14 protein-coding genes, 2 pseudogenes and 1 riboswitch are annotated in these 16,365 nt (G+C 54.0%); of the genes and pseudogenes, 10 read left to right on the top strand and 6 right to left on the bottom strand.

From position 1 onward, the window contains the following. Positions 1-219: 219 nt before the first annotated feature. Genes SK54_RS09740 through SK54_RS09730 form a run of 3 tightly spaced genes read left to right on the top strand, consistent with a single transcriptional unit; the run spans position 220 to position 3,448 of the window. Positions 220-1,497, top strand: a complete 1,278-nt coding sequence (locus tag SK54_RS09740; RefSeq protein WP_003859236.1) for a nucleoside permease — start codon at positions 220-222, stop codon at positions 1,495-1,497. Then, on the top strand, positions 1,494-2,498 hold the full coding sequence (locus SK54_RS09735; protein ID WP_048247095.1) for an ADP-ribosylglycohydrolase family protein: 1,005 nt from the start codon (positions 1,494-1,496) through the stop codon (positions 2,496-2,498). The genes SK54_RS09740 and SK54_RS09735 overlap by 4 nt, the downstream gene beginning before the upstream one ends. Then, positions 2,495-3,448 carry a PfkB family carbohydrate kinase gene (locus SK54_RS09730; protein ID WP_039270379.1) on the top strand — a complete coding sequence of 318 codons (954 nt, stop codon included), beginning with the start codon at positions 2,495-2,497 and terminating at the stop codon, positions 3,446-3,448. Before SK54_RS09735 ends, SK54_RS09730 begins: the two co-directional genes overlap by 4 nt. Here SK54_RS09730 and SK54_RS09725 read toward each other — a convergent pair. From SK54_RS09725 to thiM, 3 genes are read right to left on the bottom strand one after another with little or no spacing between them, the layout of a single operon-like run. Then, positions 3,422-4,168: a GntR family transcriptional regulator gene (locus SK54_RS09725; protein WP_048247094.1), complete on the bottom strand. Its 747-nt coding sequence runs from the start codon at positions 4,166-4,168 to the stop codon at positions 3,422-3,424. The two genes, SK54_RS09730 and SK54_RS09725, sit on opposite strands and share 27 nt — an antisense overlap. A gap of 42 nt (positions 4,169-4,210) precedes the next feature. Continuing rightward, positions 4,211-5,011: a bifunctional hydroxymethylpyrimidine kinase/phosphomethylpyrimidine kinase gene (thiD, locus tag SK54_RS09720; RefSeq protein ID WP_017383356.1), complete on the bottom strand. Its 801-nt coding sequence runs from the start codon at positions 5,009-5,011 to the stop codon at positions 4,211-4,213. Further along, entirely contained in the window at positions 5,008-5,778 is a 771-nt protein-coding gene (gene thiM, locus SK54_RS09715) for a hydroxyethylthiazole kinase (RefSeq protein WP_017693063.1), read from the bottom strand. The genes thiD and thiM overlap by 4 nt, the downstream gene beginning before the upstream one ends. A gap of 35 nt (positions 5,779-5,813) precedes the next feature. Then, positions 5,814-5,910: riboswitch (TPP riboswitch) on the bottom strand. Positions 5,911-6,526: 616 nt separating this feature from the next. On the opposite strand from thiM, the gene SK54_RS09710 reads away from it, so the two are divergent. The 5 genes from SK54_RS09710 (at position 6,527) to SK54_RS09690 (ending at position 11,259) form a co-directional block, all read left to right on the top strand. Then, on the top strand, positions 6,527-6,979 hold the full coding sequence (locus SK54_RS09710; protein WP_032654239.1) for a hypothetical protein: 453 nt from the start codon (positions 6,527-6,529) through the stop codon (positions 6,977-6,979). Positions 6,980-7,172: 193 nt separating this feature from the next. Then, the gene (locus tag SK54_RS09705; RefSeq protein WP_032654241.1) at positions 7,173-7,457 is read left to right on the top strand and encodes a YadA C-terminal domain-containing protein; all 285 of its coding nucleotides are present in this window, start codon (positions 7,173-7,175) and stop codon (positions 7,455-7,457) included. Between the two features lie 185 nt (positions 7,458-7,642). Next, positions 7,643-8,086 (top strand): hypothetical protein, encoded by a 444-nt coding sequence (locus SK54_RS09700; RefSeq protein WP_048247093.1) that lies wholly within the window; start codon positions 7,643-7,645, stop codon positions 8,084-8,086. A 311-nt stretch (positions 8,087-8,397) separates the two neighbouring features. After that, positions 8,398-9,774, top strand: coding sequence for a diaminobutyrate--2-oxoglutarate transaminase (locus SK54_RS09695; RefSeq protein ID WP_015572345.1), 1,377 nt, complete (start codon positions 8,398-8,400; stop codon positions 9,772-9,774). An 18-nt stretch (positions 9,775-9,792) separates the two neighbouring features. Further along, positions 9,793-11,259 carry a pyridoxal phosphate-dependent decarboxylase family protein gene (locus tag SK54_RS09690; RefSeq protein ID WP_048247090.1) on the top strand — a complete coding sequence of 489 codons (1,467 nt, stop codon included), beginning with the start codon at positions 9,793-9,795 and terminating at the stop codon, positions 11,257-11,259. 44 nt (positions 11,260-11,303) lie between these two features. Here the strand turns inward: SK54_RS09690 and SK54_RS09685 are convergent. The 3 genes and pseudogenes from SK54_RS09685 to SK54_RS09675 all read right to left on the bottom strand — a co-directional run bounded on the left by SK54_RS09685 (position 11,304) and on the right by SK54_RS09675 (position 15,089). Further along, positions 11,304-13,502 (bottom strand): annotated as a pseudogene (locus SK54_RS09685) (polysaccharide biosynthesis tyrosine autokinase). Then, on the bottom strand, positions 13,502-13,951 hold the full coding sequence (locus SK54_RS09680) for an arsenate reductase/protein-tyrosine-phosphatase family protein (protein WP_017383364.1): 450 nt from the start codon (positions 13,949-13,951) through the stop codon (positions 13,502-13,504). Before SK54_RS09680 ends, SK54_RS09685 begins: the two are co-directional and overlap by 1 nt. Further along, a pseudogene (locus SK54_RS09675) lies at positions 13,951-15,089 on the bottom strand (polysaccharide export protein). The gene SK54_RS09680 and the pseudogene SK54_RS09675 overlap by 1 nt, the downstream one beginning before the upstream one ends. Positions 15,090-15,572: 483 nt before the next feature. Between SK54_RS09675 and SK54_RS09670 the strand changes: the two are divergent. Together SK54_RS09670 and SK54_RS09665 are read left to right on the top strand one after the other, a co-directional pair. After that, on the top strand, positions 15,573-15,905 hold the full coding sequence (locus SK54_RS09670; protein WP_017383366.1) for an RcnB family protein: 333 nt from the start codon (positions 15,573-15,575) through the stop codon (positions 15,903-15,905). Further along, the gene (locus SK54_RS09665; protein ID WP_032619327.1) at positions 15,856-16,335 is read left to right on the top strand and encodes a GNAT family N-acetyltransferase; all 480 of its coding nucleotides are present in this window, start codon (positions 15,856-15,858) and stop codon (positions 16,333-16,335) included. Before SK54_RS09670 ends, SK54_RS09665 begins: the two co-directional genes overlap by 50 nt. Positions 16,336-16,365 lie beyond the last annotated feature (30 nt).

Raw genomic sequence — 16,365 nt, 5'->3', positions numbered from 1 at the left:
TCGGAGCGTGTGATCCAAGCCCACGTTTTTGCAGGCAGACTAAGCCTGGTACCGACTTAACCTATTTTCCACCATTTGCAACTTTTTTAAGCACAATCTGCTGGCTCGTTTCGTGTACAACATTTTTGTTACACTGATCAAACAATCGCCTTAAAGGTATTTAAAAGGTATTATCACATGGTATGTTACATGCGTACCTCTGACATGCAGGATTAAAAAATGAAAACGAAAGTCCAACTGTCATTCATGATGTTCGTTGAATGGTTTATCTGGGGCGCATGGTTTGTGCCGCTGTGGCTGTGGCTGAGTAAGAGCGGGTTTACCGCCGGGGAAATTGGCTGGTCGTACGCCTGTACCGCGATTGCCGCGATCCTCTCTCCCATCCTGGTCGGCTCGCTGACGGACCGTTTCTTCGCCGCCCAGAAAGTGCTGGCCGTGCTGATGTTCGCTGGCGCGATTCTGATGTATTTCGCAGCACAGCAAACCCAGTTCAGCACCTTCTTCCCGCTGCTGCTGGCCTACTCCCTGACCTATATGCCGACCATCGCGCTGACCAACAGCATCGCCTTCGCGAACGTCGATGACGTGGAGGCTGATTTCCCGCGCATCCGCGTGATGGGCACCATCGGCTGGATTGCCTCCGGCCTGGCGTGCGGCTTCCTGCCGCAGATGATGGGCTATAGCGACATCTCTGACACCAATATCCCGCTGCTGATGACCGCTGCCAGCTCCCTTCTGCTTGGCGTCTTCGCGCTGTTCCTGCCGAATACCCCGCCGAAGAGTACCGGCAAGCTGGATTTCAAAGTGATGCTGGGGCTGGATGCGCTGATCCTGCTGCGCGATAAAAACTTCCTGGTGTTCTTCTTCTGCTCGTTCCTGTTCGCCATGCCGCTGGCCTTCTACTATATCTTTGCCAACGGCTATCTCACCGAAGTGGGGATGAAAAACGCCACCGGCTGGATGACCCTCGGCCAGTTCTCTGAAATCTTCTTCATGCTCGCTCTGCCATTCTTTACCAAACGCTTTGGTATTAAGAAGGTCTTGCTGCTGGGCCTGATCACCGCCGCCATTCGCTACGGTTTCTTTGTTTACGGCGGCGCCGAGCAATACTTCACCTACGCCCTGCTGTTCCTCGGTATTCTGCTGCACGGCGTAAGCTATGACTTCTATTACGTCACCGCGTACATCTACGTGGATAAAAAAGCGCCAGTGCACATGCGCAACGCGGCGCAGGGCTTGATCACGCTGTGCTGTCAGGGCTTTGGTAGCCTGCTGGGTTACCGTCTCGGCGGCGTGATGATGGAAAAAATGTTCGCATATAAAGAGCCGGTGAATGGGCTGACCTTCAACTGGGCCGGAATGTGGACGTTTGGTGCAATCATGATTGTGGTGATTGCCGTACTGTTTATGCTGTTTTTCCGCGAATCGGATAAAGAGATCACCGCAATTGAGGTGGTTGATGGCGATACCGCGCTGACACGAGGGGAAGTTAAATGAAACAAGACCGTATTCTCGGTGCTCTTTACGGGCAGGCGTTAGGGGATGCGATGGGGATGCCGTCGGAGCTGTGGCCGCGTAAGAGGGTGAAAGCACACTTCGGCTGGATCGACCGTTTCTTACCCGGCCCGGCTGAGAATAATGCCGCCTGTTACTTTAAGCAGGCCGAATTTACGGATGATACGTCGATGGCGCTGTGCCTGGCCGACGCGATTATCGAATGCGACGGGGAAATTAACCCTGACGTTATCGGTAAGCATATTCTGGACTGGGCGCTGGATTTTGACGCGTTCAATAAGAATGTGCTCGGCCCGACCTCCAAAATTGCCCTGAACGCCATCCGTGACGGCAAGCCGGTAAGCCAGCTGGAAAACAACGGCGTCACCAACGGGGCGGCGATGCGCGCCTCCCCGCTGGGATGCCTCCTGCCAGCCACGCGTCTGGCGCACTTTGTGGAACAGGTTGCGTTAGCCTCCAGCCCGACCCATAAATCGGATCTCGCCATCGCCGGTGCGGTGGTAATCGCCTGGGCGGTTTCACGCGCTATCGACGGCGAACGCTGGCATCACATCGCCGATGCCCTGCCGGGTATTGCCCATGCGGCGCAGGAGGCGAACACGACCACCTTCAGCGCATCGCTTTCCGCTCGTATTGAGCTGGCCCTGAAAACCGTGCGCGAAGCCAACGGTACCGAGTCCGCCAGCGAGCAGATCTATCAGCTTATTGGCGCGGGCACGAGCACCCTTGAGTCCGTTCCGGCGGCGATTGCGATGGTCGAACTCGCGGGTACCGATCCGAACCGCTGCGCGGTGTTATGCGCCAACCTGGGCGGTGATACTGACACTATCGGCGCGATGGCAACGGCCATCTGCGGCGCGCTGCACGGTGTACAGGCCATTGATCCGGCACTCAAAAACGAACTTGATGCCGTAAACCGGCTCGATTTCAGCCACTACTGCGAAAAACTGCTGCACTTCCGGGAGCAAAGGGAGGGCGTATGAGTGCTTTTGCCCGCCGTCTCGAAACCCTTCACGCCACGCGCCCCGTAACGGTACTCGGCGCGGCGGTCATCGACGTGATTGCCGACGCCTACGCCCTGCCCTGGCGCGGGTGTGATATCGAGCTGAAGCAACAGGGAGTGAATATTGGCGGCTGCGCGCTGAATATCGCCATCGCCCTGAAGCGGCTCGGCATTGCTGCGCAAAACGCCCTTCCCGTCGGCCACGGCGTGTGGGCCGATATTATCCGTAACGCCATGGCGAAGCAGGATCTGCACAGCGCCGTGGAAGCGGAAACGGGCGATAACGGCTGGTGCCTGGCGCTGGTGGAGCCTGACGGTGAACGGACCTTTATGTCGTTTAGCGGCGTGGAGAACCAGTGGCAGCAGCGCTGGCTGGACGGGTTAAGCGTGCCGGCAGGGAGCCTGATCTCTTTGTCCGGCTACCAGCTGGCGTCCCCCAGCGGTGAGCTGCTGACGGCCTGGCTGGAAAGTCTTCAGGATGCGACGCTCTTTATCGATTTCGGTCCGCGCATCGCGGATATTCCCGACCCGCTGATGGCGCGGATCATGGCCTGCAAACCAATCGTCTCGCTCAATCGTCAGGAGGCGGAACTTGCCGCCGAATGGCTTGGCGTAAACGTGGAAGAGCTCGGCCCACGGTGGCAGCAGAGGTTTGGCGCTGCGCTGATCGTACGCCATGATAAAGACGGGGCGGTCTGGTACGACGGTGACGCTTCCGGACACGTTCCGGCGTTTCCTGCTACCGTGGTCGATACCATCGGCGCGGGTGACAGCCATGCGGGAGGTACCCTTGCCGGGCTGGCCGCGGGATGGTCACTGCCAGAGGCGGTGCAGCTTGGCAATGCCGTAGCCGCCTGGGTAGTCAGCCATCGCGGTGGCGACTGCGCCCCCACGCGCGAGGTCCTACTCCTCGCACACAAAGACGTATAGGTCGCTGCGGCAGTAGCTGATGCTGTACTCAATTGGCCGGTGCTGTTGATCGAGCGCGACTTGCTTGATCACCAGCACCGGTATCTTATCGTCCATCTTGATATGCGCCTGAAACTCGCTGTCCGGCATCCGGGCGCTGACGCGGGAACGGGTGCGCTGCGGAAAGATATTCTGGCTGCGGAAGTAATCGTAAAGCGAGACGCCGATGTCGTCCGGATTGGGGATTAATCCTACCGGTACCCAGGACTCCTCTATTGATACCGCATCGTCATCCACGTAGCGGATGCGCTTAAGCAGAAATACATCGCTGTCCGGCGTAAGGGAAAGGTGGCGGGCGATCTCCTCCGGACATTTCACGACGCGTTTATTAACCCACAGCGTGTTGGGCGTTTTGCCCCGCAGCACCACCTGCTGAGAAAACCCGCGCGCCTCTTTTAGCGAATATTCAAAGATATTGTTGATTTGCGTACCGTATCCACGCGCGCGGGTGACGACGCCGGCCTCTTCCAGCGCCTGCATCGCTTTACGCACAGTAATGCGCGACACACCGGCCAGCTGGCTCAGATCGCGCTCGCCAGGCAAAATATTACCGTGCGCGAGCACGCCGCTGCGTACCGCGTTTTTAACCGTTTCGGCAAATTTCAGGTACAACGGCGTGTTGTCCGGTGCGGCAATTCGTTCCTTGAGTTGAGCAATTAACCGGGTATGCGCTTGTTCCATCTCTGTTTTTCTCTGGCATAAGGTTTTATGCCAGTATACGGCTTACCACCATGCATGAAAATGGTGAACCGGCCCAATACCGTGACCCACTTCCAGAGAATCGGCTTTTGCCAGCGCGCACGAGAGCCAGATCTTCGCCTCCTGCACCGTATCCGCCCAGTTCGCGTTTCGGGGACGCAGCGCCGCCAGCGCCGCCGAGAGCGTACATCCCGTGCCGTGGGTGTTTTTGGTCTGTACCCGCGGGGCGGTGAAACGTTGAGCGCCATCGCGGGTGAAGAGCCAGTCCGGGCTTTCTGCATCATCAAGATGACCGCCTTTCATCAGCACCGCGCTGCATCCCATCGCCAGCAGCGCATTGCCCTGCTCTTTCATCTCACGTTCGTTTTGCGCGTGTGACGCATCCAGCAGCGCGGCGGCTTCAGGGAGGTTTGGCGTGATCAGCGCCACCTGCGGCAGCAGCTTTTTACGCAGGGTGTCGACGGCAGAGGCGGAGAGCAACGGATCGCCGCTTTTGGCCAGCATCACGGTATCGAGCACCACGTTTTTTATCTGATAACGTTTGAGACGTTCAGCGACCGCTTCAACAATGTCCGCCTCTGCTAGCATGCCGATTTTGGTGGTGTCGATGCGTACATCGCTGAATACCGAATCCAGCTGTGCGGCGACAAAATCCGGCTCAATACGATATACCGACTGTACACCGCGCGTGTTTTGCGCCACCAGCGCGGTGATAACCGAGCATCCGTAAGCGCCGAGCGCAGAGAAGGTTTTCAGGTCTGCCTGGATCCCCGCTCCGCCGCTGGGATCGGTTCCCGCAATAGTCAGGGCATTAATGCGTGTCATACCAGCTCCTCCAGCGCGTAAAGCGCATCCAGAAACGCCGGGGCAAAGCTGCCGGGGCCGCGGCTGTGAGTCAGTGCAGCTGACCCTGCGCGCTTCATAAAGCCGCAGGCTGCCGTCGCATTATCAAGCCTGTCGCCAGGCAGCGAGCAGCAGGCGGCGACGACCGCCGAGAGCGCACAGCCTGTTCCCACCACGCGGGTCATCAGCGGGTCGCCGCCCGCGACCGTACGGGTTCGCTGACCATCAGTGATGTGATCCACTTCTCCCGTGACGACCACAACGGCGTGGGTCTGACGGGCGAGCGTCTGCGCAGCGGTCAACGCGCTCGCCGCCGTATCGGTGGAATCCACCCCGCGCCCGCCCGCACTCATTCCGGCAAGGGCAAGGATTTCGGAGGCGTTTCCACGAATGGCCGCAGGTTTAAGGGACAATATTTGCTGGCAAAAGCGGGTGCGGTACGCCAGCGCGCCAACCGCAACCGGATCCAGAACCCAGGGCGTACCCGCGGCTACCGCGCTCTCAATGGCCCGACGCATCGACTGGGCGCGCGGCGCGGTGAGTGTACCCACGTTGATGAGCAGGGCATCGGCAAGCGCGGCAAACTGTTCCGCTTCCTCGGCTTCGATCACCATTGCCGGGGAAGCGCCCAGCGCGAGCAGAACGTTGGCGGTGAAGGTCTGCACGACATCGTTGGTCATACAGTGCGTGAGCGGGGAACGGGTTCGGAATTGATGTAAAACGTGTGAGTCGAGCAGGTCAGGCTGCATGGTTTCGCTCCTGCCGTGCGTGAAGAAGCGATGACCGGGTAGGCATCTGACTTCCCTACGCTGGCATTATCCAGATCAGGTAATACGGGTATTTCTCAGCCTTCACAAAGAAGGGCACCCCGAGTCAAATTACTTATAAAACAGCTATTTACGAAATAGCAATTCGTAGTCATGTAGTGTAACCGGGGGGTAGCCCGGGTGCAAGGGGTTTTGGGCTGTCCGTTAATCCCCTGTAACGAACAATAAACGACAAGATATTAACTACCCTCTATATGTATACATTATTGTTCAGTTAATTATCCCGCCAGATTTGTTAAGAACACATGAAAAATATTATTTACTCACTGTGCTGAGAAATATTATTTTTATCCATAATGACGCACCGGGAGTGCTTTTATAAGACAGCCCACCTTCTTTCGTATGAAATAAACCCACATATTAATGTAAACATTTATTTTGCAGAATTTTATCTCTGTCAAACACTTAATTTAACTCTCTCATTTACCACCTCATTTTCACCTTAATGTTTACATTAATAACAACCGCAAAATGACTTTTACGCCGTCGGAACTATTCATAATATTTATGACTTAGATCAACATCATTGGTTTGCGTTTAATTGATAGTTTACTCGCGTTACTAAATAAGATTTAGACAACGTTCACCCGTTTTTTAAATCCACAAAACAAAGCGATTCAGCTTCAGTATTTTTCGACAATTAATGATGTGAGCTTTTCAAATGAAATCTATGAATAAAACCTTTATTGCTATTTTTGTAATGGGCGTTGTCTTAGCGGGTACAATGAGCCAGGCTGAAGCCGCGAATACGGTTTGGGACGATCGGCAAATCACTAATATTGTAAATGACCATCAGGATCAGATTACACAAAACAACGCTGATAGCATTAACCGTGATATCGCAACGGATAACCGCTTAACGCAGGTTAATGACGACCTTCAGTCCACAAAACCAGGCGTGTTAGTCGTGGATAAAATGGCTAACGACGCACATCAGAAAGCGTTGCTTGTCGATACCGCCAGTCTGAAAAGTGAGACGGCCCTACAGGGTGTAGCGACTAACGGCACAGCCATTATCAACCTTCAACACGTCGATAATATTCAGGATAGCCGCCTTACTGCTCTCGAAAATGCACCTAAACCCATCAACGGTACAGATGGAGCGAAAGGTGATAAAGGGTGATACTGGCGCACAAGGCATTGCGGGAAGAAATGGGCGCGACGGTGTAGACGGTCATAACGGTAAAGATGGTGTGACAACCACCATAACACAACGATAGCTGGATACGGCTACCCAGGCGAAGGTCGCTAAAAATAGCCTGGCTGTTACCGCCGCCACGCAGGATCTGCAAGCCACCAGGCAGACATTACTGGCAATGAATACTAACACCAGCCAGCAATTTAAATCTCTGCGTGATGAAGTGGACAATAATAAGAAGCAGGCCAATGCCGGTATTTCAGGGGCGATGGCGGGTTTGCCACAAGTGCAAACCAATCAACGCGTCATGTTCTCTGCTGGCGGCGCGACTTACAACGGCGAGAGCGCGCTTGCTGTCGGTGCATCCGTTAACTTTAATTCCCATGTCATCGCGAAAGTGAGCTTCTCAGATGATACCGCGAATAATATGGGCGCTTCGGTTGGGATTGGAATGGGCTTTTAAAGCGTAAAACAATCATCGGGACAAATATAAAGCCTCATTTTAGCGGATGAGCATTTCGTTGATACAAAAAGATGTCTAAATATATTTTTATTTCGGTAGCCCTGTATCTGATGCTGATTTCGGTCGGGATCTGGATCGGCGTGATGTATGTCTCCTGGTATTTGTGTCGTTTTTAAGGCGGTAAAATGAAAAAAGTAATGATGTTCGTTATAGGTACTGCGGTGCTTGCAGGTTGTGTCTCGCCGGCGCACGCCATAAACGCCCATTATCGCGCTCAATTAGAGCGTTCGGGATGCACGCAAATGAGCGCTGGCGATGGCTCTTGTGATATCAGCAAAACCAAAGCGGAAAACGCGGCACAACACGAACCAACGACATCCGTTCACGATCCCCTGCGTGAAGCCTCGTTCTCGTCGGATACGGTTAACGCCACGCTTTCTAACGGCTTTTTTAGCGCCACCGTTAACGGCAAGAAAGCCAGCGTTAAACGCCTGAATGCGAATTTCTATGAGATCCGTGGTAATGGTTTTGTGATATCGCTAAGCCTGGATGAAAACGGTATTACGGACGCGTCGTGGAATAAAACGAAGGGACGCGAACACGGTATTTTACGCGTTAGCCAGAAATAAACAGCGTAAGGAGGCTCACTGCCTCCTTTTCACCTGACAATCGCACGATTTGTCACACTCTTTTGTCTGATTTTACAATGCGGATAAATCATACGTAAGCTACTGTTTTTATTTAGCATAAAGTGCAATCCCCCCCATACAAACGGCGATCTTCCCTGCCCTGTGCCCTGTGTCACAAAACAGTAAGCAAATTAACCATTGAGCCCGGTGACAAAAGGCTCTATATTGGCGGCGTTTTTTTCAGGCCCCATCTGTTTTTTAACTTTTTATTCAATCGTTGCTCATAACGAAGCGGCGGTTGTAGGAGTGATATGATGACGGATAAAGTCCGTATTGACACCGTAGATGCCCACAAAAGCAACGAAACCTATCTGGCCCGTCAGGCCGAATTTGAATCTAACGTCAGGAGTTATCCGCGCAAATTGCCTTTAGCGATTACGAAAGCAGAAGGCGTGTGGATCACCGATGCAGATAATAAAGAATACCTTGACTGTTTAGCAGGCGCAGGCACCCTCGCGCTTGGACACAATCATCCTGATGTGCTGAAAAGCATCCAAAATGTCATTACCAGCGGCTTGCCGTTACATACCCTGGATCTGACTACGCCGTTGAAAGACGCGTTTTCAGAATACCTGCTCTCTCTGTTGCCTGGTCAGGGCAAAGAGTACTGCCTGCAATTCACTGGCCCGTCCGGGGCTGATGCCGTTGAAGCGGCGCTGAAGCTGGCGAAAAAAGTGACCGGTCGTAGCGGTATCATCAGTTTCTCTGGTGGTTACCACGGTATGACCCACGGCGCACTGTCCGTCACCGGCAACCTGTCTCCGAAAGAAGCGGTTGACGGTATGATGCCAGAAGTCCAGTTCATGCCTTACCCACACGAGTACCGTTGCCCACTGGGTATCGGTGGTGAAGCGGGCGTGAAGGCGCTGACCTACTACTTCGAAAATCTGATTAACGACGTCGAAAGCGGCGTGCGTAAACCTGCCGCGGTGATCCTCGAAGCCGTTCAGGGTGAAGGTGGCGTGAACCCGGCGCCTGTTGAGTGGTTGCAGCGCATCCGTAAAGTCACTCAGGAACACGGTATCCTGCTGATCCTCGACGAAGTCCAGGCTGGCTTTGCCCGTACCGGTAAATTCTTTGCCTTCGAACACGCTGGCATTGAGCCAGACATCATCGTGATGTCTAAAGCAGTCGGTGGCGGTCTGCCGCTGGCCGTGCTCGGTATCAAAAAGCAGTTCGATGCATGGGCGCCAGGTCACCATACCGGTACTTTCCGCGGCAACCAGCTGGCGATGGCTACCGGTCTGACCACGCTGAAGATCCTGAAAGACCAGAACATCGCGGGCAAAGTAGCTGCACAGGGCGAATGGCTGAAAGGCCAGCTGAAAGAGATGGCGAAACGCTATCCGGTGATCGGCCACGTTCGCGGTCTGGGCATGATGATCGGTATTGAAATCGTTAAGCCACATGAAGCCGCCGATCACATGGGTTGCTTCCCGGGCGATGGCGAGCTGTCTGCACTGATCCAGAAGAAATGCTTCGAAGCCGGCCTGATTCTGGAGCGTGGCGGCCGTAACGGTATCGTTCTGCGTCTGCTGCCTTCTCTGCTGATCAGCGATGACGAGCTGAAAGTCTTCCTGGATAAATTCGAGCAGGCACTGCTTGCTGCGGGCGTTAGCCCGGCGTAACCGGAGTTGTTGAATACGATGTCTGATTCAAACCCAATTTTGTTCTCCTCTGCGCAGAGCATTGAAGCTTACCAGCAGGTGATTGAACAAAGCACTCAGGCTGTGATGCAGTGGCTGAAACAGCCTGAGATGTACCAGGGCAAAACGGTCGCGGAGCTGCGCGACCGTATTAAGCTGGATTTCAACCCGAAAGGGCTGGGCAACGAAGCGGCGATCGAACGCGCCGTGGAGTTCTTCCTGAAAGACAGTTTGTCCGTTCATCACCCGCAGTGCGTGGCGCACCTGCACTGCCCAAGCCTGGTGGTTAGCCAGGCGGCGGAAGTGCTGATCAACGCCACTAACCAGAGTATGGACTCCTGGGATCAAAGCCCGTCCGCAACCATCATTGAGATCAAACTGATCGAATGGCTGCGTACCCGCGTGGGTTATCAGGCTGGCGACGCAGGCGTCTTCACCAGCGGCGGCACCCAGAGTAACCTGATGGGGCTGATGCTGGCGCGTGACGCGTTCTTTGCGCGTCAGGGCCACTCGGTTCAGCAGGACGGTCTGACAGGCGATCTGCGTAAGATCCGCGTGCTGTGTTCGGAAAATGCCCACTTCTCCGTGCAGAAAAACATGGCGCTGATGGGTCTGGGCTACCAGTCCGTGGTGCAGGTGAAAACTGACGAATTCTCCCGCATGGATCTCACCGATCTGGCGGCGAAAATCGAACAGTGCAACGCGAACGGCGAGCAGATCCTGGCGATTGTGGCCACGGCCGGTACGACCGATGCGGGTGCTATCGATCCGCTGCGTGCTATTGCTGAGCTGGCTGCGAAACAGAATATCTGGGTGCACGTTGATGCGGCCTGGGGCGGCGCGCTGCTGATGTCTGAGCAGTATCGTCACTACCTGGACGGTATCGAGCTGGTGGATTCCGTCACCCTGGACTTCCACAAGCAGTTCTTCCAGACCATCAGCTGCGGTGCGTTCCTGCTGAAAGAAGCGCGTCACTATGAACTGATGCGCTATCAGGCGGCCTATCTGAACTCTGAGTTCGATGAAGAAGCTGGTGTACCTAACCTGGTCTCCAAATCTCTGCAAACCACGCGCCGTTTCGACGCGCTGAAACTGTGGATGAGCCTGGAAGCGCTGGGTCAGGAACAATACGCGGCAATCATCGATCACGGCGTGACGCTGGCACAGCAGGTTGCGGCTTACGTGAAAGAGCAGTCTGCTCTGGAACTGGTGATGCAACCCCAGCTGGCAAGCGTGCTGTTCCGATTCCGTCCGCAGGCGCAGATGGATGACGCCGGTATTGCCCTGCTGAACCAGAAAATTGGCGATGCGCTGCTGGAGTCTGGCCGTGCAAACGTCGGTGTGACCGAGCATAACGGTATCACCTGCCTGAAGCTGACCCTGCTGAACCCAACCGTGACGCTGGAGGACGTAAAAATCCTGCTGTCCCTGGTTGAGCGTACCGCGCAGGAAGTGATGGCGAAGTAATACTTATCCCTCTCCCACCCGGGAGAGGGATTGTTTTTCCCGCGCTAACGCCTTTCCCCTTTTTTCCTCGAAGCATAACCGTATTCATACTGGCTGTACCCCGAGCTGTAATACAGCGCTGCGGATTTAACAATATCGTTGAGGATTGTGCCGCTGACCTTCACGCCGACGTGCTGTAACCGTTTAACGGTATTCTCCATCTCTTTCACGCTGGTTTTATCGAAACGGGCAACCATTAGCGTTGTTCCGGCTGCTCTGGCGACCAGCGCGGCATCGGTGACGGCCAGGACCGGCGGAGTATCAATGATGACAATGTCATATTGCTCGTTAACCCAGGACATGACGGAAAGGAATCGTTCGCTTAACAGCAATTCTAACGGGCGCAGGGGGTCCGGGCCGCAGGTGATGACGTCAATTCACCCTTTTTCAGCATGCTGAATGACCTCCGCTAAGTCGCGTTTCCCTTCGAGCAGGCAGGACAATCCGTGGCGGTTCTCCAGACCAAAAATATTATGAACATAGCCCTGGCGCATATCCGCATCAATAAACAGCACCCGCTGACCGCTCTGCCCGGCGATGGCCGCCAGATTCGTCGCCACCAGCGTTTTTCCGCAGTCCTGCGTGGGGCCAGAAATCATCACAATGCGGTTCTCAGCCTCCATCATGGTGAAATGCAGACTGGTCCGCAGCCCGCGTACTGCTTCAACAAACATATCAGCAGGGCGATCGACGGGCAGGAAAGGCACATCCGAGGTTTTGTGTTTCCAGCGACGAGAAAACGGATTTTTTCTGCGCAACTGCGTTTTACTCCACAGCCACTGTGAACGTGGCAACGTAGCCAGAACCGGCATCCCCTGCGCTTCCAGCTGTTCGGAAAGCGTGATCCCACGTTTGAACGCCTGACGTACCAGCACGGTCCCCATTGAGAGCATTAGCCCGAACAGCGCGCCAAGAACGATGATTAACGCTTTACGCGGCTTTATCGGGTCCGGCAGCGTAACAGCCTCATCAATGATCCTCACGTTTCCGACAGCGCTGGAGCGGGAAATATTCAGCTCCTGCTGGCGCGTCAATAGCTGTAAATAAATCGTGCGACCCGACTCAACATCGCGGCTCAGGCGTAAAATCTCCTGCTGCGTGGAGGGCATAGCTGACACACGGTTATTGAGACGCTCCCGTTCCCGCTCAAGGGTCTGTCTCTTTTCATGCAATGCACGATAGGTAGGGTGACTCTTTTTAAAGAGCTGGGAGATCTCTGCCTCCCGGAACGTCAGCTCATTTAGCTGATTCTCAACGTTAACAACCTGATCCAGGACAGATTTTGCCTCCAGAGACAGGTCCACCGAGTCTCGCTGCGCCCGGTAGGCATTCAGCCGCGCTTCTGCCTGATCAAGGTCCGCGCTGATTTTCGGCAACTGCGCCTGTAAAAAATCCAGACTACGAGAATCCTGAGCCTCCTGGCGCGCGATATTTTGCTGGAGATAATTTTCAGCAATTGCATTCAGCACCCGGGCGATGCTGTCAGGATCTTCGCCCGTCAGGGTTAAGGTCACGATACCGCTCTGTTTCTCCGATTCCGCAACCGTGAGACGCTTCTTCAGCGCGTTGATCGTCTCAAGCCGCGTCAACGACTTAAGCGAAAATTGCGTGCCTGGCATCGCCTCAATCGACGTCACCAGCAGAACGATCCCTTGCGTAACCAGCGTTTTCCCAACCTGGCCGTCGGCCTCAATGTTTTCGCCCGTCAGGTGATATTTTCCCGCTTCCTGTACGGTCAGCGTGAGCTCTTGCGCTTTGCCTTCCACCTGCGGGATCTGGAGTTCGCCTAACGTGATTTTGCCCTGCTCACGCCCTTGCAGACGCTGCCAGAGACGCCCCACCACAGGCAAAACGCGCTGCTTTGCCTGCTGTGTCAGAGCTAATTTGTCAACGGTCTCGCCGAGGATCATGCGTGATTTCAGCAGTAAAATTTCAGGGGCAACATCCGGCGACACATCGGTGCCCAGCTGGCTCAAACCTTTGAGCAGGTTGTTATTCTGTTTGTTTTCAATTTGCACCATGGCATCCGCCTGATAAACAGGTGGCGCAATCCAGGCATAGAGACCGGCGCACAGGATGAACAGGAACGTCACGCACAGAATCATCGTGCGGTGGTCGATCATCTCGACGAGCAAACGAACGAGATCGACTTCATGTTGTTGGGGTGCCGCTGCACCATAATTGTCTGTTGTGTAAGACGACATTAATGCTTCATTCCTTTCTGACCTAAACGACGTGCCCATTCCTGACTGGCTTTACCCAATAGCCCAAACACATATTCAAACGCTTCCCGGCTTTGACGGTAGGGATCGGGGATCTCCTGCGGCTCCAGCCATTGCCCAAAAAGCAGCGACTTTCCTCGAATCTCCGGCGCCATGGCCGCAATGAAGCGAAGATGTTCCGGCTCCATAACCAGGATAAGATCGGATCCCTGCATCAAATTGCGTGTCAGCCTGCGCGCCACATGACCGTCGAGGGAAATCCCATGCCGCCAGGCTACGTCCTGGGCGCTGTCATCCGCCGGGCACCCTTCAAGCCCGAATATGCCCGCCGAGGCGATATATCTGTCGGGCAGGTGCTGGCGTAAAAGCCGCTCCCCAATCGGAGAACGGCAGACATTTCCGGTGCAAACCACGAGTATTGATTTGAACATTATTGCGGCCACGATCTGATGTAACGAACCGTTTCGGTAAGGTCATGCACCCCGCTGATGGTCGGAACAAGCTGTGATATCACGCGATTCCAGCGGGACAGTGGTGCAGTGGTGACATAGACAATGTCATAGGGCTCAAGCTGAAACTCGGTGCCTAACACCATGGCTGATGCGTCCTGAGCATTGAGCTGGTAGAGGTTGGCAATTTTTTCTGAACGCTCGCTTTTCGGCAGCGAACGAATGACAAAAATTCCGGTGGCATCGGCCATATTCTGGTTCAGCCCACCGGCATTGCCCAGCGCTTCGGCCAGGGTCATGCCGCTGCGATCCATTTTCAGCGTGCTCTGTTTAACGACCTCGCCCATGACGAACACTTTCAGCGCATCGTTACGGGGGACAAACAGAATATCGCCGGGATAGAGCAGCTTATTTTGCGTGAGATCGCCATGCTGCATCAGCGCATATAGCGAGAGGCGCGTGTCCTTCCCATTATGCGTCAGCACGACATTGCGCCAGTCCGCGTCGGCAGAGAGCCCCCCAGCGGCGTTCACGGCATCCATGACCGTTAACGGGATATTGGTAATAGCCTGCTGCCCTGACTTCACCACCTCGCCCGTCACATAGGCTTTTTGTGAGCGAAAAGAGGCGACGCTGCATCCACCTGCGGGCTTTCAATAACATTGTTCAGCCGGGCCGTGATCTCCTCGCGTACCCGTGCGACCGTTTTGCCAGCCACCGGCAATTTACCGACATAGGGATAGAAAAGTGTGCCGTCGGCATTGACCCAGTTACCGGTGTCACTGGCGCTACGATACTGCCCTGCCGGGGTTGTCAGTTCAGGGTGATCCCAGACGGTGACGGTCAGAATATCCCCAACGCCGATACGGTATTCCCAGTTTTTGACCTGTTCATCCAGATTAGGATTTGCCTGAGATTTCAAAACCGATGGCCGCAATTTTTCAATTAACGAAGGCGTAAGAGGATAAACATCAATCCGTTTCTCAAGACGATCATTTGCATCTTCTGCGGCAATTATCTTTTTCCCAGCGAGATCGAGATGCTGGCCAGGGTAAAATACGCAGCCAGATAAGGGGGTAATAATTAAAAATAATATCGATACAACTGTTGTGTTTTTCATTTATTACATAATATCTTTTATAGTAGTGATTATCGTATACAGGATAAAACAGTAACATTTCACTCAAGCACAAGTTGCTGTTATTCAATGAATTAACAGAACCACAAAGAGTATTTATAAAACCACACGACATTCCTTTGGACAGACTTTTACAGCCCTGCATTGTCTTAATCAGGCATTCGGAAAGAGGGTTTCAGGCAATCTTAAATGTTCTATTTGTTGAATGCATGCCTGAATCTTAGTAAATTTGCCTTGAAAATGTTTTTTCAGAATTAATTAATAAACCAATAATTATGTTATCTGTATAAGCTCATATTTATTCGTCGAAGTAATAATTAATGACGGTTGCGACTACACAAAACCGTGCACTTTTGTTACATTTTTTGCAAACTCACCCTGTGAGGATACTTAAAATGAACTGTCTGCCATCCGTTAGCGGATCTGCACACAAAAAGTATCAGTAACGATATGACTGGAGAAAAAATGGCTAAGCGTAAATTGTTGCTTCTGGGTGTATTACTGTCACTGGCGGGGGCCGCGCACGCTGCACCGCAAACATCGACAGCGCCTTCCGGCATCAAGGCCTATGAAGAGCAAGAGTTTATTGCCGATTTTACGAAGTTTAAAATCGGCGACACCGCGCCCGCGCAGTATCAGACGCCTGAGTACACCATCAAACAGTACCAGCTGCGTAACCTTCCCGCGCCCGATGCCGGCACACACTGGACCTACATGGGTGAGAATTATGTTCTGATTGGCGATGCCGATGGCAAAATCTACAAAGCCTATAACGGAGATATTTTCTATCACCGCTGATACGATCCTAATCCGTCCGTGGCAGGAGAGCGATCGCCCTTTCCTGCGCACGCTCTTCCTTCACGCCCGACGTGAAGCCTGGCCGTGGATGGACAGTTCTGCGTGGCAGCTTGAAGATTTTGACGCGGCAACCCTGGACGAAGGGATTTGGGTGGCGGAGCAGGATGGGCACCGACTTGGCTTTGCCTCAGTCTCGACGAACGATAATTTTCTGCACAACCTGTTTGTCGATCCGAACTATCAGAGCCTGGGCGTCGGACATGTGTTGCTTGAACACGTGCAGAAGACGTTTACCAGCACGGGTTCACTCAAGTGTCTGGTGAAGAATGAGCGGGCGGTTGCGTTTTACCAGCGCCACGGCTGGCACATTGAGGCGACGGGAGATTCTCCGGACGGAGAGTATTATTTGATGCACTATCGGCTTGGGTAAAGTCAGGTGGCGCTACGCTTACCTGACCTA

Origin of the sequence: Enterobacter sp. MGH120 (assembly GCF_001037725.1) — a bacterium.
In the GTDB taxonomy this organism is placed as follows: domain Bacteria; phylum Pseudomonadota; class Gammaproteobacteria; order Enterobacterales; family Enterobacteriaceae; genus Enterobacter; species Enterobacter hormaechei_C.
This window is presented reverse-complemented; position numbering and strand designations above follow the sequence as displayed.